At 64.4% G+C, this 18,087-nt stretch carries 16 protein-coding genes; 11 read left to right on the top strand and 5 right to left on the bottom strand.

All coding sequences use genetic code 11. The annotated features are described in order from the left end of the window. Positions 1 to 131: 131 nt before the first annotated feature. Positions 132 to 1,928, bottom strand: coding sequence for a DUF885 family protein (locus tag GE253_RS14180; protein WP_211101463.1), 1,797 nt, complete (start codon positions 1,926 to 1,928; stop codon positions 132 to 134). A gap of 403 nt (positions 1,929 to 2,331) precedes the next feature. Between GE253_RS14180 and GE253_RS14175 the strand changes: the two genes are divergently transcribed. The 7 genes from GE253_RS14175 to GE253_RS14145 all read left to right on the top strand — a co-directional run bounded on the left by GE253_RS14175 (position 2,332) and on the right by GE253_RS14145 (position 10,977). Next, a complete protein-coding gene (locus GE253_RS14175; RefSeq protein ID WP_153204776.1) occupies positions 2,332 to 2,973 on the top strand; it encodes a GntR family transcriptional regulator in 642 nt (213 codons plus the stop codon). 169 nt (positions 2,974 to 3,142) lie between these two features. Then, positions 3,143 to 4,744 carry a thiol reductant ABC exporter subunit CydD gene (gene cydD, locus GE253_RS14170; RefSeq protein ID WP_153204775.1) on the top strand — a complete coding sequence of 534 codons (1,602 nt, stop codon included), beginning with the start codon at positions 3,143 to 3,145 and terminating at the stop codon, positions 4,742 to 4,744. Next, positions 4,741 to 6,423 (top strand): ATP-binding cassette domain-containing protein, encoded by a 1,683-nt coding sequence (locus GE253_RS14165; protein WP_153204774.1) that lies wholly within the window; start codon positions 4,741 to 4,743, stop codon positions 6,421 to 6,423. Before cydD ends, GE253_RS14165 begins: the two co-directional genes overlap by 4 nt. 121 nt (positions 6,424 to 6,544) lie before the next feature. After that, positions 6,545 to 7,297 carry an FCD domain-containing protein gene (locus GE253_RS14160; protein ID WP_153204773.1) on the top strand — a complete coding sequence of 251 codons (753 nt, stop codon included), beginning with the start codon at positions 6,545 to 6,547 and terminating at the stop codon, positions 7,295 to 7,297. Then, positions 7,294 to 8,442: an FMN-dependent L-lactate dehydrogenase LldD gene (lldD, locus tag GE253_RS14155; protein WP_153204772.1), complete on the top strand. Its 1,149-nt coding sequence runs from the start codon at positions 7,294 to 7,296 to the stop codon at positions 8,440 to 8,442. The genes GE253_RS14160 and lldD overlap by 4 nt, the downstream gene beginning before the upstream one ends. A 403-nt stretch (positions 8,443 to 8,845) precedes the next feature. After that, positions 8,846 to 9,028 carry a hypothetical protein gene (locus GE253_RS14150; protein WP_153204771.1) on the top strand — a complete coding sequence of 61 codons (183 nt, stop codon included), beginning with the start codon at positions 8,846 to 8,848 and terminating at the stop codon, positions 9,026 to 9,028. Next, positions 9,025 to 10,977, top strand: coding sequence for a PepSY domain-containing protein (locus GE253_RS14145; protein ID WP_153204770.1), 1,953 nt, complete (start codon positions 9,025 to 9,027; stop codon positions 10,975 to 10,977). Before GE253_RS14150 ends, GE253_RS14145 begins: the two co-directional genes overlap by 4 nt. Here GE253_RS14145 and GE253_RS26075 read toward each other — a convergent pair. Both GE253_RS26075 and GE253_RS26070 read right to left on the bottom strand, forming a co-directional pair. After that, on the bottom strand, positions 10,866 to 11,405 hold the full coding sequence (locus GE253_RS26075; RefSeq protein ID WP_211101461.1) for a hypothetical protein: 540 nt from the start codon (positions 11,403 to 11,405) through the stop codon (positions 10,866 to 10,868). The two genes, GE253_RS14145 and GE253_RS26075, sit on opposite strands and share 112 nt — an antisense overlap. Before the next feature lie 3 nt (positions 11,406 to 11,408). After that, positions 11,409 to 12,326 carry an AMP-binding protein gene (locus tag GE253_RS26070; RefSeq protein ID WP_282183232.1) on the bottom strand — a complete coding sequence of 306 codons (918 nt, stop codon included), beginning with the start codon at positions 12,324 to 12,326 and terminating at the stop codon, positions 11,409 to 11,411. Between GE253_RS26070 and GE253_RS26690 the strand changes: the two genes are divergently transcribed. Next, positions 12,238 to 12,522 carry an aldehyde dehydrogenase family protein gene (locus tag GE253_RS26690; protein ID WP_348770864.1) on the top strand — a complete coding sequence of 95 codons (285 nt, stop codon included), beginning with the start codon at positions 12,238 to 12,240 and terminating at the stop codon, positions 12,520 to 12,522. The two genes, GE253_RS26070 and GE253_RS26690, sit on opposite strands and share 89 nt — an antisense overlap. Positions 12,523 to 12,798: 276 nt before the next feature. Here GE253_RS26690 and GE253_RS14130 read toward each other — a convergent pair whose 3' ends face one another. Together GE253_RS14130 and GE253_RS14125 are read right to left on the bottom strand one after the other, a co-directional pair. Then, positions 12,799 to 13,887 (bottom strand): energy transducer TonB, encoded by a 1,089-nt coding sequence (locus GE253_RS14130; protein ID WP_173012641.1) that lies wholly within the window; start codon positions 13,885 to 13,887, stop codon positions 12,799 to 12,801. Between the two features lie 141 nt (positions 13,888 to 14,028). Continuing rightward, entirely contained in the window at positions 14,029 to 15,156 is a 1,128-nt protein-coding gene (locus GE253_RS14125) for an energy transducer TonB (RefSeq protein WP_153204768.1), read from the bottom strand. 126 nt (positions 15,157 to 15,282) lie between these two features. Here GE253_RS14125 and GE253_RS14120 point away from each other — a divergent pair, with 126 nt between their 5' ends. From GE253_RS14120 to pyrC, 3 genes are all read left to right on the top strand, one after another. Further along, positions 15,283 to 15,588 carry a hypothetical protein gene (locus GE253_RS14120; RefSeq protein WP_153204767.1) on the top strand — a complete coding sequence of 102 codons (306 nt, stop codon included), beginning with the start codon at positions 15,283 to 15,285 and terminating at the stop codon, positions 15,586 to 15,588. A gap of 144 nt (positions 15,589 to 15,732) precedes the next feature. Next, positions 15,733 to 16,692 carry an aspartate carbamoyltransferase catalytic subunit gene (locus tag GE253_RS14115; RefSeq protein WP_153204766.1) on the top strand — a complete coding sequence of 320 codons (960 nt, stop codon included), beginning with the start codon at positions 15,733 to 15,735 and terminating at the stop codon, positions 16,690 to 16,692. 64 nt (positions 16,693 to 16,756) lie between these two features. Next, complete coding sequence (gene pyrC, locus GE253_RS14110) at positions 16,757 to 18,049, top strand: dihydroorotase (protein WP_153204765.1); 1,293 nt, start codon at positions 16,757 to 16,759, stop codon at positions 18,047 to 18,049. Positions 18,050 to 18,087: the final 38 nt, after the last annotated feature.

The raw sequence follows: 18,087 nt of genomic DNA, 5'->3' as shown, positions 1-18,087 counted from the left end.
CTGGAATGCCGTTGACCGGCTTGGTCTGTCTTTATCGGAAGGGGCATTATCGATGCCCCTTCCGATGAGGCGGCGCCCGGCGCCTGAGGGAACATGTATAAGCCCCGCCATGAAGCATGGCGGGGCTGCCCTTAATTTGCCCCGCCGCTGGCAATCCAGCCGTCGATCCGGCTTTCCAGCATGGTCATCGGCATCGGCCCGTCATTCAGCACCAGGGCATGGAATTGCCGGATGTCGAATTTCGGCCCCAACGCCTTTTCTGCCTTCAGGCGCATCTGGGAGATTTTCAACTGACCGATCTTGTAGCCCAGGGCCTGACCGGGCCAGGCGATGTAACGATCCGTCTCGCTCTGGATGTTCTTTTCCGCCAGTGCGCTGTTGTCGCGCAGGCAGCTTGCCGCCTCTTCCCGGCCCATGCCTTTCCAATGGATGCCGACATCCATCACCAGCCGGCAGGCGCGCCACATCTCCATCGACAACATGCCGAACTTTTCATAGGGCGTGCGGTACAGGCCCATTTCCGCCACCAACTGTTCGCTGTAAAGCGCCCAGCCTTCCACATAGGCGGTCACGTCATCCTGGCGGCGGAACTGCGGCACATTATTCTGCTCCTGGGCCAGGGCGATCTGCAGATGGTGGCCGGGCACACCTTCATGCGCCACCAGGGCCGGCAGCTCATAAAGCGGCCGCATGGTGAGATGGGAGGTATTGATCATCAGGCCACCGGCAATGCCCTGTTCCGGGCTGCCGGGATGATAACGGCCGGAGGTGTAATTCTCCTCAATCTCCGCCGGCACCGGGCGCACGCCATAGGGCAGGCGGGGCAGCAGGCTGAAATATTGCGGCAGCTTGTCATCCACCAGCTTGGCCAGCCGGCTGGATTTTTCCAGCAACTGCTCACGCGAGGTGGCGTAGAATTGCGGGTCGCTGCGCAGGAAGGCCAGGAACTCCTTGAAGTTCCCTTTGAAGCCAGTTTCCTTGATCACCGCATCCATTTCCGCGCGGATACGGGCGATTTCCGACCGGCCCAACTCATAGACCTCATCGGGGGTCATGGTGGTGGTGGTTTCGCGCTTCACCCGGTAGACATAGTAATCGCGCCCGTCGGGCAGGGCATAGGCGCCCAGCGTATCGCGGGATTTCGGCAGATATTCCTTGGTGAAGAACTCCACCAGCCCCAGCTCGGCCGGCTTCACCTTGGTCTTGACGATCTCCACCCCGCGTTTCAACAGCGCTTCCCGCTGCGGAGCCGGGATGGTCGGCGGCAAGTCCATCAGCGGCAGCAGCAGGGCATTCTGATCCGCCGGCACATCGGCCAGCGTCTTGCTCATATGAATGGCCGCCTGCACAACAAGGCGCGGCTGCACGAAGCCGGTCTTGATGCCCCGGCGCATGTTGGCAATTTCGGTCGCATAGTAAGCGGGCAGCCCGGCCATGCGCACCAGATAGGCTTCCGCCGCCTCCACACTACGCAGGCGGGTGCCGCCGGCCATATAATCGGGCACATTGAAGAAGCCACTATCGGCATTGAAGGGAATGCGCTCCTCGTCAAAGCGCCCCCCTTCCAGGTCCAGATCCAGCCGACGCAGCAGCAGCGTATGGTTCAGCGCATCGGCCCCGGTCAGGGAAGCGGCCGGAATCGCGGCCAGCCGGTCGCGCAATTGCCCCATGCTGCGCCGGCGGGCGGCCACGGCATCCGGGCTGTCATCGGGCCAGCGCTTGGCGGCTTCCGGGTCGCCCCGCTGGCCGGCGCTGATCGGGTCAGCCGCCGCCAGCAGCTTGTCATAATCGCTGAGCACGGAACCCAGATCATCGGCCGGGCCGGCGAAGCTGGCGGTGGCGCCGAACAGGGCGATCCCCGTCCCCAGCAACAGGGCACGCGGGGTCCGGAAACGGCTTTGGACGGTTTGGCTGGCTGGACGCATCATGGTCTTTCGTTCAGGCGAGGGAAACGATGACAGGATGAGGGCCCTTGGCGATGAATAGCGGGTGGGGCATCATTGCTTGCGCGGCCCCCCGGTCACGCCATCCTTCCCAGATCAGGCCCCTGGCGGCATTCGTATTTATATGTCAGTGTTTATTTCGTATACTTTAGACGAATTTCCGCCGATCGCAACAGCAAATCCCAGCTTGTGCGACGCCGCCGGTATCGCATGGCTGGGGCAGCTTGAAATGGATTGCTCGCGCGCAACATCCCTTTGCAGTTAGCGATCATTTCCGGGACAATCGCCAAGCTGCCGGTGGCTTCGGCTGGTCTGGCAGCGGCCTGATGACACCGCTTGCCAACGCTAGGCGGCTGCCCAGGCACCCTTCCTGTTGATGTGGACCAGAATGAGCATTGTAGTCCGAACGCTTTCCGATCAGACCTATGACGTGGTGCGCCGCCATATCCTGATGGGGACCATGGCGCCGGGAACACCCGTGCGCCAGGACGTGATTGCCAATGAACTGGGCGTCAGCAAGATCCCCTTGCGGGAGGCGCTGGGCCGGCTGGAACAGGATGGGCTGCTGACCTCCTACCCCAACCGGGGTTATGTGGTCCGCCCGCTTTCCGGGGCGGAGGCGACGGAGGTGTTTGCGCTCCGCCTGAAGCTGGAGCCGGGGGCCACGGCGGACGGCGCCCGCAACGCCACCGCCGAAGACCGGAAGGTCGCCCAGGAGGCACTGACCACCCTGGAACAGCAGCAGGATATGGACGGCACCGACCACGTCACCGGCAATCGTGTCTTCCATCTGGCGCTGATCCGTCCGGCAGGGCCGGTGACCCATACGCTGCTGAAGCGACTGCATATTCTGTCCGAACGCTATGTCCGCGTGCATCTGGCCCCGCAGGGGCGGGAGGAGCGGGCGCGCCGCGAACACCGGCAGATCCTGGAAGCCTGGTTGGCCGGTGACAGCGCCCTGGTGGAAAGCCTGACCGCCAACCATATTGGCGCCACCCTTTACGACCTGAAGCACCAGTTGGGCGACTGACCGCTTTCTCGTTCCCACAAGGGATAAAGCCCTGATCACGGTGCCGTGAGGATCGACCATCCCACCTGCAAAGGCACACAGGGCAGAAAATTTCCCCTGTGAACCAACCGAGACGGTTTGTCCGGTTGCCGTGGGCGCGGGGACGCGGCATCTATGGCGTCCCCGCGCCATGGCGCCGTTGCCGCCCGGTATCATGAAAGACCGTTCCAAGCCTGCCGCCGACCGCCAGCTTAAGCTGGGTGCCCTGTTCCAGTCGCTTGCTGACCTGTTCTGGATCGCCCAGGCCTGGATTCTGGCCGCGGCGGTGCTGGCCATGGTGAAGGGGGCCGGCATGGCCGACCTGCTGGGCCCGGCACTGGGCTTTGCCGCCATCGGCATGGCCCGTACCGCGCTGGATGCAGCTGGGCGGCGGCTGGCCTTTCGCTCTGCCCGACAGACCCTGACGGACTTGCGCCGCGCGGCGCTGGACCATCTGGGCCGGCGGATGCCGCTGGACCCGACCCTGCCAGCATCGGGCACGCTGGCCGCCCTGCTGGCCGAACAGGCCGAGGCCGTCACCCCCTATCTGCAACGCTATGTGCCGGTGCGCTGGCGGTTGATGCTGGTCTGCCCGGCGCTGTTGCTGGCCGTGGCCTGGCATTCCTGGGCGGCCGGGTTGATCCTGCTGGTAGCGGCCCCGCTGATCCCCATCTTCATGGCGCTGATCGGCATCCGCGCCAAAAAGGCCAGCGAGGAACAGTTGATGGCTGTCGGCGGCATGAATGGGCTGCTGATGGACCGGCTGCGCGGCCTGCCCACCATCCGGGCGCTGGATGCGGAAGACGCGGTGGCCGGCCGCATCCAGACGCTGGCCACCAGGGTAAAGCAGCAGACCATGGCGGTGCTGCGCATCGCCTTTCTGTCGTCTGCCGTGCTGGAGCTGTTTTCAGCATTGGGGGTGGCGCTGGTGGCCGTCTATACCGGCTTCCACTTGCTGGGGCAGTTGGAATGGGGCACCTGGGGCGGGCGGCTGGATCTGGCGCAGGGCCTGTTCATCCTGCTGCTGGCCCCGGCTTTTTTTGAGCCCTGGCGCGATCTGGCCGGCGCCTGGCATGACCGGGCCAGCGGGGAAGCCGCCATCAAGGCGCTGAACGCGTTGACGGGGACGGCGGCTGTTGCGGCGGAAAGCCAGAGCGCCCCGCTGCCGCCGGCCGGCACGGCACTGGTGCTGAACGGCATCCGCTTTGCCTATCCCGGCGCGGCGGCCCCGGTGATTGATGGGTTCGATCTGTCCCTGCGGGCGGGTGAACGGGTGGCCCTGCTGGGCCCCAGCGGCAGCGGCAAATCCACCCTGCTGGCGCTGGCTGCCGGCCTGTTGCAGGCCGAGCAGGGAACGGTGCAGCGGCTGGACCGCATCGGCTGGGTCGGCCACCGGCCCTTTCTGCAGAATGCCTCTCTGGCCGCCAATGTCAGCTTGGGCCGGGCCGGCAGCGATGCCGGTGGGTTGATCCGCCGGCTACTGCCGGGCAAAGACGCTGCGCGGCGCATCGGCGAAGGCGGGGTTGGGCTGTCCGGCGGGGAGGCGGTGCGGCTGGCGCTGGCCCGCGCGCTGGCCGACCCGGAGGCTGCCCTGATCCTGGCCGATGAACCAACGGCCCATCTGGATGCCGACACCGCCGCCGCCATCGGGGAAATATTGGTGGCGGCAACGGCGGGGCGCACCTTGCTGGTCGCCACGCATGACCCGGCGCTGGCTGCCCGCATGGACCGGATTGTGGAGGTCGGGGCATGAAGCGTGATCTGTTGACCATCCTGGCCCTGTTCCACCGCGCCGCCGGTCGCCCGCTGCTGCTGGGGTTGCTGGTTGCCGGGGTCACAACCTTGGCCGGTGCCGGGCTGCTGGGCCTGTCCGGCTGGTTCATCACCGCCACCGGCATTGCCGGGCTGGCGGCGGGGGCGGCACTGGGGTTCGATGTGTTCCGGCCCGGTGCGGGTGTGCGCGGGCTGGCCATCCTGCGCACCGGTGTCCGCTATGGCGAACGGCTGCTGACCCATGATGCCACCTTGTCGGTGGTGGCGGCGCTGCGGGTGCGGCTGTTCCGGGCGCTGTCACGGCCAGGGCTGGCGCGGGCGCTGGTACAGCGGCCGGGGCGGCTGCTGTTCCGGCTGACAGGCGATCTGGATGCGCTGGACGCGCTCTATCTGCGGCTGATGGTGCCGTTGGCCAGCCTGCTGCTGCTGGCGCTGGCAGCGGGGACCGGGCTTTATCTGCTGATCGGGTGGAGCGGGGTAGGCTTCGGCCTTTACCTGCTGCTGCTGGGCCTGGCCCTGCTGTGGCTGGGTGTGCGTGGCAGTCTGGCACCGGGCGGGCAACGGGCGGCGGCCCTGGAATCGCTGCGGCTGCGCGTGCTGGACCTGACGGCCGGGCGGGTGGAATGGCGGCTGGCCGGCCGCGCACAGGCGATGCGCGATCTGGCCCTGGCCGCCGACCGGCGGCTGGCCAAAGCGGATGAACGGTTGAACCGGCTGGATATCGCCACCGGCATCATCCAGGGGCTGGCCGGCACCGCGCTGCTGGCGGGGGCGCTGTTGCTGGGGGCGACACTGGTGGCAGGCAATGCCATTACCCCGGCGGTGGCGGCCCTGCTGTTGCTGGTATCGATGGGCTTGATGGAGCCGGTGGCCGCCTTGCGGCGGGGTGCGGTGGAGTTGGGGCGCAGCCTGCGCGCCGCCACCCGCGTGGCCGCCGACCTGCGCCCCCTGCCCGCCCCGGCCACACCGGCACGCCCTGTGGATGGGGTGGCCCTGCGGCTGGAAAGCGTGCGCTTCCGGCATGATGGCATGGGGGTGGCCTTGTTTGACGGGCTGTCGCTGACCATTGAATCCTGCCAGCATGTCGCCATCCTGGGCGAAAGCGGAGCCGGCAAATCCAGCCTGCTGGCCCTGGTGACGGGCGAACAGCGGGCGGAAGCAGGCAGCATCAGCACCCTGCCCTGGACCTTGCTGGGCCAGGAAACCGCCCTGTTTCAGGATGATCTGCGGGCCAATCTGGCCCTGGCCGACCCAACGGCAGACGATGCAAGACTGATCCAGGTGCTGGCCGATGCCGGGCTGGCGGAGGTGGTGGCAGCATTACCGGCAGGGCTGGACAGCCTGCTGGGCGAAGGCGGCAGCGGCCTGTCATCGGGCCAGCGCCGCCGGCTGGCCCTGGCCCGCTTCCTATTGCGCGACCGTCCGCTCTGGCTGCTGGATGAGCCGACGGACGGGCTGGACCTGCCCACCGCCCGCGACGTGCTGGCCCGGCTGAAGCAACGCGCCGACGGGCGCAGCCTGCTGGTGGTGACGCATCTGCGACGGGAGGCGATGCTGGCCGACCGGCTGATCCGGCTGGAAGGCGGGCGGATCAGCCTGGATGTCCGGCGTGGGGAGGCGGGGTTTGACGCGGCATTGGCGGGGTTGCGGGGGGATTGATACCAATTGGTCCTACCAAATATCTTTCCGTGGTCGTGAACGACCAGGGCATGGCTGATTTCCGCAGATAACCTTGCAAATTCTCCTGATTTTGGTATGACCAAAATCAGGAGAAACACCCATGTCCCCATTGACGGATCAGATCAGGGCCTTGATTGCCGCGCGCCAGCTGGCGCCGGGCGCGCGCTTGCCGCCGGAACGGACCCTGGCGGCAGAGCTGGGTGTATCCCGGTCACGGCTGCGGGAGACGATGCAGCAACTCATCAGCCATGGCCTGATTGTCAGCCGCCGGGGTGGTGGAAACTTTGTCGCCCCCGGCAGCGCCGAACGGGCCCTGGAACAGGCAATGCAGCCCCTGCAGCCGCTTGCCCAGGCAGAGGGCGGCTATTGGCAGGATGTCATGGAAATCCGCAAGTCGCTGGAGGCGGATGCCGCCTATCACGCGGCCCTGCGCGCCGATGATCTGGATCGGCAGCGACTGCAAGCAGCCCTCGCCGCCGTTTGTGCCGGGGCCTCCGACCCGGAGACGCAATCACGCGCGGATGCCGCCTTTCACATGGCGATTGCCGAAGCGTCGCATAATCTGGTGCTGCGGCAGGTGATTTCCGGGCTGTTCGACCTGATGCGGGTCAGCATCGCCGAAAGCCTCAGCAAACTGCATCTCCTGCCCGATACGGTGGAAAAGCTGAACCACCAGCACCAGGCCATTGCCGGGGCGATCCTGGCCGGACGGGCCGACGACGCGCGCCAGGCTGCGACCGATCATCTCTGCTTCGTGGAAGACAGCCTGCGCCGCATCGAAACGGAAACCGCGCGCGCGCGCCGGGCCGGGGCCCTGCGCAACAAATTACCCCAGGGGAAGCAGCCAGCATGATCATATCCTCATCAACCGATTACAGAGAGGCCGCCCGCCGTCGATTGCCGCCCTTTCTGTTCCATTATATCGATGGCGGGGCCAATGCCGAACGCACGCTGGGCAGGAATGTGGAGGATCTTTCCGACCTTGCCCTGCGCCAGCGCGTGCTGAAAAGCGTTGGATCGGTGGATATCTCCACCCGGTTCTTTGATGAGAAGGTGAGTATGCCGGTGGCGCTGGCCCCGGTCGGCCTGACCGGCATGTATGCGCGGCGCGGTGAGGTACAGGCCGCCCGCGCAGCCGCCAAGAAGGGCATTCCGCTGACGCTTTCCACCGTCTCCGTCTGTTCGATTGAGGAAGTGCAGGCGGCCGTGGAGCGCCCGATCTGGTTCCAGCTTTACGTGCTGCGGGATCGCGGCTTCATGAAGAATGCGCTGGAACGCGCCTGGGCGGCGGGCATCCGCAAGCTTGTCTTCACCGTCGACATGCCGGTGCCCGGCAGCCGTTACCGCGATGCCCATTCCGGCATGTCGGGCCCCAATGCCCCCTTGCGGCGCATGGTCCAGGCGGTGATGCATCCCGCCTGGGCCATTGATGTCGGGCTGTTCGGCCGGCCGCATGATCTGGGCAATGTCTCCGCCTATCGGCAGCAAAAGACCAATTTGGCCGACTATGTCGGTTGGCTCAGCCAGAATTTCGACCCCTCCATCGGCTGGCAGGATCTGGAATGGATTCGTGACTTCTGGAAGGGCCCGATGATCATCAAGGGCATTCTGGACCCCGACGATGCCCGCGACGCCGTTCGCTTCGGTGCTGACGGCATTGTGGTTTCCAATCATGGCGGGCGGCAGCTTGATGGCGTTCTCTCCTCTGCCAAGGCCTTGCCGGCAATTGCCGATGCGGTGAAGGGCGACCTCACCATTCTGGCGGATTCCGGCATCCGCTCCGGGCTGGATGTGGTGCGGATGCTGGCACAAGGTGCTGATGGCGCCATGATCGGCCGCGCCTTCATCTATGCGCTGGCAGCGGCCGGTGCCGCTGGTGTCGAAAACCTGCTGGATCTGTTCGCCAAGGAAATGCAGGTGGCCATGACGCTGACGGGCGCGCGTTCCATCGCGGAGATTTCGGCCGACAGCCTGGTAAAGGCGGTCGCCGCCGCCTGATCACCCGGCACAGGGTTTTTCGCCAGCGCCGCACAAGCTGCGGGAACGCAAAATCTCTCTGGATCGGTCACGATCAGGGGAGATAGGTATTCGAGCGGATTCATCTAAAGCCCCCTGCGTTCGACTAAAAGCAGGGGGCTCCAGTGGACAATGGTCCCCCTGATCATCTCCCCGCTGACGAGGCCGGCGCAGTTTTCCGCCGATGTGCCGCCGTTGCCGGCTTTTTTGAAAGAATATGCCGCCGTCGGGTTCCCGTTCGCACCCGGTGCCGAGATCATCGGGACCACAATGCTGTCCTTCTGGACCAATGGCAGCACGGGGCCGGCAGCAGTACTCTGCGACATCCAGCTCGCCATCATGTCCCTGTTCGTGACGCTGACGCGCCGCAACTTGAGGACCAACGATGATGTCTGCGGTTGTCGTCGATCACTCGCTGGCTGGTCTGGGCGTGAAGCCCATGTACCGGATCAATCTGGCCGGCATCCGACACCCTTTCATCGACCTGAAAGCACGGATAGAGGCCGGTGAAAGGCTGGCCGATATTGCCGGTATGTCCGATCTGATCCGGCGGACAGGTGCGGCATGACATTTCTGGGTTGGCATCGCTGGATCGGGTTGTTCCTGGGACTGTTCATCGCGGTCCAGGGGTTGGGGGGCACGCTGCTGCTGTTCCGGCAACCCCTGAACCACCTGCTGCATCCCGACGCCTACACCCCGGCGGCACCGGCCCTGGATGCCAATGTCGATGCCGTGCGGGCCCGTGGCTGCACCATTACCCGCATCGACCTGCCCGATCGGGCCACAGACCCGCTGTTCTTCCAGCTGTCCTGCAGCGGCGATCCTTTCATGGCGACGGCGGGCGGTGGACAGGTGCTGCGTCTGGCACCACTGAATGACTGGCCGCTGGAATGGCTGTTCCAATTCCATTGCCGGCTGGCCGCCGGCACGACCGGGGAACAGGCCGTGGGGTGGATGGGGGTGGCGCTGCTGGCCCTGTGCCTGACGGGCCTTTGGATGCTGCTGCGGGCCGCACGGCGGGACGGCTGGCGGGGGCTGTTCTGTCCCGGCTGGCCCAAGGCTTCCCTGCGCCGCTGGCGCGACCTGCATCGCGCAGTCGGTCTGTACCTTGTCCCCGTTCTGGCCCTGCTGTCCCTCACCGGTATCGGCATGGCCTGGAACCCGACCGTGACGGCGGCACTGCCCGTCACCCCGCGCCCTTCGCCCCAGGTGGCGCCGCGCCCGGACGGGGCCCTGCTACCCTTGTCCACCTTCCTGAATAGGGCACAGGGACTGGCACCCAGCAGCATCCGTCTGCCAGGCGGGCACGGGCGGGTGGTGATGGTCATGCAGGGCCGGGCCGACAGCCCGGATTATGAACAGTTCTGGTACAATGGCTATGATGGCACCCTGCTGGGCACCCGCCGCGCGGGAGAGCGGGCGGCAGCCGACCGGTTCATGGACCTGCTCTATCCGCTGCATACGGGCAGCCTGCTGGGACCGGTGGGCACCATCCTGATCCTGCTGGCCGGCCTGTCACTGCCTTGTTTCCTGGCCACGGGGATATTCCTCTGGTCACGGCGCCGAGGGCCGGGAACCATGCCCATGCTTGTGTCGGCCCTGTCGCGCGACGGCACCGACGTGCTGCTGATCACGCTGCGCCATCGTTTCGGCCTGCCGCTGCCCTGCATCGGGGCCGGTGACCATGTGGATGTGCATCTGCCCAACGGTCTGGTCCGGCAGTATAGCCTGTGCGGTCGGCCCGGCCGGCGCCTGTCCTGGCAGATCGCCGTACGCCTGTCGGATGTCTCGGCCGGCGGGTCGGCCTGGATTCACACACATCTGAAACCGGGTGCTGCCCTGCGCCTGGGCCGCCCCCGCGCCCACTTCCCGCTGTCATCCGGGAACGCCCCCGTCCTGCTGCTGGCCGGCGGTATCGGCATCACGCCGCTTCTGTCCATGGCCTGGTGCCTGTGGGACCGAGGACGCCCCTTCACACTGCTGGTCTGTGCCCGTGACCGGGCTGCCCGGCCGCTGGCCGCCGCCATCGCCGCCACGCCGCTGGCCCCGTCTGTCCGCTGGCATGACAGCGCCACCGATGGACGCATCGACCTTGCCGCCCTGCTGACGGCACAAGCACCCGAAACACATCTCTATACCTGTGGTCCCGCTGCCTTCATGCAGGCCGCCCTGGATGCGGCCCGCACCAGTGGATGGTCCCCCGACCGGCTGCATTGGGAGGCCTTCGCCCCCGCAACCGCCAGCGGCCCCGCCTTTACCATCCTTCTGAATGGGAAAGCCATCGCCGTGGCCGCCGGAGAAAGCCTGCTGGACCGGCTGCTGGGCGAAGGCATCGCCCTCCCGCATTCCTGCCGCCGGGGCCTGTGCGGGCAATGCGTGGTGACGGTGCGGTCTGGATCGGTGGATCACCGCGACAGCATCCTGACACCAGAGGATCGCGCCGCCGGCCGCATGACCGCCTGTTGTTCCCGCGCTGCTGATGCCGGCGGCGAATTGCACCTGTCCTTGACGCCCTGACGCCGCATCCATCGTTCGTTGCGGCCATCTCCCGCCCCCGCCTTTTCGACCATGTCCAGATATTCTCGGACAAGTTTGTGTTTCAGCAACTTACACGTCGGTTCACGCGGCAGGCTTGGACGGAAATGGAAGATGCGGGGCACCTTGACCCCACCCACCCGTTCACGCAGGAAAACCGTCAGGAATGCGGCTGACCGTTTTGCATCGGTGACAGGTTCTGATGGCTGTACCACAGCCACCACCACCTGCCCCACTTCCATGTCGGGCAGACCGAACACGGCGCAATCGGCAACGGATGGACGTTCGATCAGACAATTTTCAATCTCCTGGGGATAGATATTCACCCCGCCAGAAATGATCATGAAATTCTTGCGGTCCGTCAGATAGAGGTACCCGTCGCCATCCAGCCGTCCAATATCGCCCAGCATCGCCTAGCCGCGATGGTCATAGGCGGCGGCGGTCTTGACCGGATCATTGTGGTATTCGAACTGGAGACCATCGGCGAAATAGACGTTATCGACCTGCTCCGTGGGCAGTTCATTGCCGTCTTCATCGACAATCTCCACTATCCCCAGGATCGCCTTGCCAACAGAGCCTGGCTTTGCCAGCCATTCATCGGCCGACAAGGCGGTGACGCCACATGTCTCGGTCCCTGAATAATATTCGTAGATGACAGGCCCCCACCAATCGATCATCGCCTGTTTGACCAACACGGGACAGGGGGCGGCCGCGTGGATCGCGGCCCGCATCGACCCATGGTCATGCCGCGCCCGCACATCCTTCGGCAGACGCAGCAGCCGCACGAAATGCGTCGGTACCCAGGTGGAATGGGTGATGCGGTATCGCTCGATAAGGGCAGGCGCTTCCTCTGCATCGAACCTCTCCATGATCACCACGGTGCCGCCGAACCGGTGAACGGTCATCTCGGACGCGACCAGAACCTTTGCACCGCAATCATTCAGGATATAGGCGAGGTCCGCGACGCTGGATTTGGTGGACACGCTGGTCAAATGCAGCCCCGTACGCTGCGCCGCCCAGGCCAGTGGGAACAAGGCCGCCTCATTGTCGATCATCACCGCCAGCACGTCGCCCCGGTGCAGGCCCAGCGCCCGCAGCCGGTGGGCGGCCTGATTGGCCTGCCGGTCCAGTTCGTCATAGCGCAGCACCTCTCCGCTATCGGCCATGATGCAGGCGGGTTTGGCTGGCGTGGCCAGCGCGTGATGGCGCGGATGATGATGATATGCCGGCTGGCCGACGAAGATCGCCGGCCACGCCGCCTCGCTTTCCGCCACGCCGGGCCGGTTCCATGCCCATAAGCGGCGGGAGCCGGTGGGTGTGGTCGCCGCCATCACCCCCTGGAACTTCCCCATCGTGCTGTCGATGCGGAAGATCGCGCCGGCCCTGGCAGCCGGCTGCACCATCATACTGAAGCCGGCGGCGGCCCCCCCTTTCCGTCCTGCGCCTGGCGGAAATTGCACGGGAGGTGGGCCGGCCGGCGCGCGCCCGCGTAAGCCCACGCTGCCGGAGACAGCGCCCAGCGCATGAGCAACTGTCTGTCAGGTCATGAGCAGCGTCCAGCCCGGATTATGCGCCGGTGGTGTGATGGTTCTCTCCGGGTGCGACGGCTGTTCTGCGGAGGCTTATATGGATGCAATCCTCCCTCTCCCGTCGGCTGGCGAGTTTCGGGATGATGGTTATGGGGTTATCGGGGTGAGCTTTGGCTGGGCGCATGGCGCGCCGACAATACCGGCAGGTTTCAATCAGGTCGGTATTTTTTCAACAGGCGCTTGACTCTGGTATGGCAGGATTGGGTGGCAACAATCAAACCCGGCGTTTCAGCCGGGTGCCGGTTTCCGGCTTGGCATTGCTGAACTGGTAATCAAAGCTCTCCTCCATCTCTATCAGCGTGCCGGCAGCGCCGGCTGGCACGCTGGGCTTGAAGCGCCATTCCAGCAGCGCCTTCTTCACCCGTTCGGCGAATTGCGGATTGCCTTTCTGCTCGGCAATCTCAATCTGTTTCACCTTGCCATCCGCAGTGGAAACCTTGAAGACTGCGCGCACTTTCCCGCTCAGCTGCACCCCAGCGGAGAAATCCGTGTCGGGTGCTGTGCGGAACAGGGGAAACAGTTCTTCTTCCACGGGTATCTCCCGGGTCTTTTCCACCAGCGCATCTTCCCGCGCGGCATCCCCTTGCTTGTGCGCGATGTAGATCAGCTTGCCATAGGCAGTCAGAGCGACACTGGTGATGTCTTTCTGGCTACGCGGATCGGTATTGGAATGTGCCTTATCGATAATTTCCTGGAACATCCGCGTCGCTTCGTCCCGGCGATCATCATCCAAGGTCAGTTGTGCGTGCTGGATATCAATGCTGAGTCGCATCGGGTGGTTGGTGGGAAGTGCCGAGGTGATTTCCGATGCTTTGTTCAAAAGTTCCCGTGTGCGCACAATATTACGCGTTGTTCTGGAGGTTCTTGCATAGTTCAGCAGAGCCATCATATATTGCGGCGACTTGTCACCATAGATATTGGCTGTCAGCACCAGAACCTGATCAAAGGCGTCCTCGCCATCGGTAAAACGGCCCTCATCATAATAAGCCTTGGCCAACCGCTCCTGAAACTGGATCACCAACGGATCATTTTCGCCGGCACGGCGGCGGAAATCCGCCAAAGCCCGGCGTGCCGCGCCCGGTGTCTGGGTTTTGTCCCATTCGACTGCCACATCAATCGCATTGATCAACAGTTGTGCGTGATTTTCTGCTTTGTAGTTTGGATTTTGTTCATAGAGTACGGCCGCCTTCCATGCCATGTCATAGGCCTCTGAAAGCTTTCCTTCATCAATCAACAAGGCGGAAGCCTTGTTGGCCTCTTGCCATGTGCTTTGTGCAAAGGCAGGGAAGGCGGAAAGCAACATCAACCCCGCAGCGCCTATTAGTACCTTATTTCGCATTCTCATGCTCGCACAGAAAATAATGCCCGTCGAATAGCAACTCATAAGGGAATAAATTTCAAGTGTATTTATTTTCTTTCATTTCCGGCGGTCGCGGAGTGAAGATCACACCCGCCGTTTCAGGCGGGTGCCCAGCTCCGGCCCCTCATTGTCAAAGCGATAGCCAAAGCTCTGTTGGATCTCCACCAGTTCCCCCGCCGCACCGGCAGGTGCGCTGGGACGATAGCGCCATTCCTTCAGGGCCGCTTTTACCCGGTCGGCAAATTGCGGGTTGCCCGACTTTTCCACGATATCGATCTGCTTCACGCGGCCATCTGCGGTGGAGATTTTGAACACCGCCTTGGCGGTACCAGTCAGGTGAATGTCACCCGAAATGGTCAGATCTGGGGCAACACGGACCAGGGGAAACGGTTCCCTGCTTTCCAGTGGCAGGGCGCGCGTCTTCTCCACCCAGGCATCGGCCTTGGCCGCATCGCCCTGTTTGTCGGCGATATAGACCAGCTTGCCATAGGCATGGAGCAACAGGGGAGCCAGCGCCACCCGCTGTTGGGGATCGGCAGCATTCTCGCCTGTCTCCACAAGGGCGCGGAACATGCCCTCCGCCTCGTCCCAACGGTTGGCCTCCAGCGTCAGAATGGCCTGTTGGAAATCTGTCCGCAGACGTTGCGGATGGGTCGGTGGCAGCTTGGCCGTGATAGCGGAGGCGCGGTCCAGCAGCTTTCGTGTATGCACCAGTTCGCTGGTGGTCTTGGACATGCCGGCATATTCCAGTATGGCGTCCAGATATTGCGGCGACTCGCCGCCGAAATTCCGCTCGGTCAGATACAGCATCCGTTCATAGGCGCTGGCCCCATCCTGAAACTGGCCAGTCCCGTAATAGGCCTGGCCCAGCCGCTGCTGGAACTGGATGGTCAGGGGGGCATCCTCCCCGACATGGCGCTTCAGGGCAGTCAAAGCCCGCCGCACAGCAGCCAGTTCCACTTCATTATTGATACTGTCGGCCATATCCACGGCGTTCAGCAGCAACTGCGCGTGGCTGGCGGGTTTGTAATTGGGATTTTGCTCGTAAAGCTCAGCTGCTTTCCAGGCCATCGCCAGTGCCTGATCCTGCTTGCCTTCCTGTTGCAGCGCGGCTGATGCCCTGTTCGCCTCCTGCCAGGTGCTCTGGGCCAGGGCAGTGCTGGTGGAAGCCAGGAATCCAGCCAACAGCAGAATATTGTAGCCAGCGCGCATGGACGATTCTCTATCCAGGTTAATCGGTACAATATCAACCGATAGGAGAGAGGATTTCAATATGCCTTGCGCAGCGGTACGGCTGCGCCATTCTATAAGGGAGCTTGCCAGGGAGAAAGCCGCCCCATGTCCGCCGACCCGAAGGCCGAATTGCTGCGCCAGATGCGGGCCATCCGCCGCCGCATTGATCCCGACGTGCTGGAACGGGCGGAAAAGGCCGCCCAGGCGGCGGAGGCTGCCCGCACATTGCCCCCCAGCCATGTGCCATATGACAAGGAAGCGGCGCGTGATGTGGTGACCGCTTTTCTGCGCGGTCGCAACGATGGCGGCAAATTCGCCCTGAAACTGATGGAAAACCTGAAAAAACCGGAAGCGGCGGCCAAAGCCTATGGCGAGCCGCCGCCCCGCCCACCTGCGGGACGCAAAGTCTGACCCCCCTTGCCGGCACGGCAGGGGCTGAAGGGGAAGCGTTTGAAGGGGCTGGGTTTCGCGTCGCGCACTTGCCTGCCCCCGGTCCCGCGCTATAGTCCGCCGCAACCGAACCAGCCCCGTTTCCATTCCCCGAGGCAGCGCCCCATGGCGACCCATCCGCACGATATCGACGGCCGCGCCGACAGTTTCAGCCACCGGCACCTACTGGGCATCCAGGGGCTGACGGCACCGGAAATCAACCTGTTGCTGGATCTGGCCGACCGTTATGTCGAACAGAATCGCGCCGGGGCCAAGTCCGACCTGCTGGCCGGGCGCACCGTCGTCAACCTGTTCTTCGAGAACTCCACCCGCACCCGCACCAGTTTCGAACTGGCGGCCCGGCGGCTGGGGGCCGACTGCATCAACATGTCGGTCGATGGCAGTTCGGTGAAGAAGGGGGAGACGCTGATCGATACGGCGATGACCCTGAACGCCATGCATCTGGATGCGCTGGTGGTGCGCCACCAGGAATCGGGTGCGCCCAAGCTGCTGGCCGACAAGGTGAATTGCGCGGTGCTGAATGCCGGTGACGGCCAGCATGAACACCCAACCCAGGCCCTGCTGGATGCGCTGACCATCCGCCGCCGCCTGGGCACGCTGAAGGGCCTGACCGTCGCCATCTGCGGCGATATCCTGCACAGCCGCGTCGCCCGCTCCAATATCCAGTTGCTCAATATCATGGGCGCCAATGTGCGCGTGGTGGCCCCGCCCACCCTGCTGCCAAGCGCCATTGGGGAATTGAGCGTGGAGGTGCATCATTCGATGAAGACCGGCCTGAAGGATGCCGACATCGTGATGATGCTGCGCCTGCAACTGGAACGGATGCAGGGCCAGTTCGTGCCCAGCCAGCGGGAATATTTCCGCTTCTTCGGCCTGGATTATGAGAAGCTGGCCGTGGCCAAGCCCGGCGCCCTGATCATGCATCCCGGCCCGATGAATCGCGGGGTGGAGATCGACAGTCTGGTGGCCGACGATATCCACCGCTCCGTCATCTTACAGCAGGTGGAACTGGGCGTCGCCGTGCGCATGGCCTGCCTGGACTTGTTGGTGCGCCACAAGGGTTGAGCCTGTCTGCCACCCTGTTGCGCCCCCATCACCCCTTCCCGCCCGCCGGCCCGGACACGCCCCCATGACCCAGCGCACCGCCTATCTGAACGCCCGCCTGATCGACCCCGCCACCGGCCTGGATGCTATAGGCGGCCTTTTGGTGGAAGGCACCCGTATCGCCGATTTCGGCCCCGGCCTGTTCGCCGGTGGCGTGCCGGAGGGGGTGACGGCGGTGGATTGCACCGGCCTGTGCCTTGCCCCCGGTCTGGTGGACCTGCGCGCCTTTGTGGGGGAGCCGGGGTTTGAACATAATGAGACCATCCTGACCGCCAGCCGCAGTGCGGCTGCTGGCGGCATCACCGCCTTGGCGGCCCTGCCCACCACCGATCCGGTGGTCGATGATGTGGCAGGGATCGAATTCATCGCCCGCCGGGCGCGGGAAACCAAGCTGGTGAAGATTTTCGCCTATGGGGCCCTGACGCGGGAAAATGCCGGCAAGGAACTTGCGGAAATCGGCCTGTTGATGGAGGCCGGGGCCGTTGGTTTCACCGATGGCGGCCCCATCGCCGACCCGGCCCTGATGCGTCGCGCACTCTCCTATGCCAGCACCTTTGCCCAGACCATTTTCCAGCACCCCAGTGAGCCACGCTTGGCCGGCGGGGTGATGAATAGCGGGGAGATCGCCACCAAACTGGGCCTTGCCGGCATCCCGCCAATGGCCGAAGTGATCATGCTGGAACGCGACCTGCGGCTGGTGGAAATGACCGGCGGGCGTTACCACGCCGCCAATATCTCCACCGCTGAATCGGTCAATGTCATCCGCCGGGCCAAGGCGCGCGGCCTTTCCATCACCTGCGACACCGCCCCGCCCTATTTCTCCCTGACGGAAATGGATGTCGGCGATTATCGCACCTTCTTCAAGCTGAAGCCCCCCCTGCGCAGCGAAATGGACCGCCGCGCCATCGTGGAGGGGCTGGCCGATGGCACCATCGATGCCATCACCTCTGACCATCAGCCGCATGATCAGGACAGCAAGCGCGTGCCCTTCGCCCAGGCGGCCTTTGGCGCGGTCGGGTTTGAAACCCTGCTGCCGCTGGTGCTTGACCTGCACCATAAGGGGCAGGTGCCGCTGGCCCGTGCGCTGGCCGCCATCACCCATATCCCCGCTGATATCCTAGGCCTGCGGCGTCTGGGCCGGTTGGCCAAGGGTGGTGCCGCCGATCTGGTGCTGTTCGATCTGGACCGGCCCTGGCGGATCGAGGCGGAGAAGCTGGCATCGAAATCGAAGAATAGCTGTTTCGACAAGCGCCCGGTTCAGGGCATGGTGATGCGCACCATCGTGGATGGGCGCAGCGTGTTCACCCGCGCCGCCTGACCCGTCCGCGCGTAACCATTAAGAACAAAAAGGATCGG

Source organism: Niveispirillum sp. SYP-B3756, from assembly GCF_009495745.1.
Classification (GTDB): Bacteria; Pseudomonadota; Alphaproteobacteria; order Azospirillales; family Azospirillaceae; genus Niveispirillum.
This window is presented reverse-complemented; position numbering and strand designations above follow the sequence as displayed.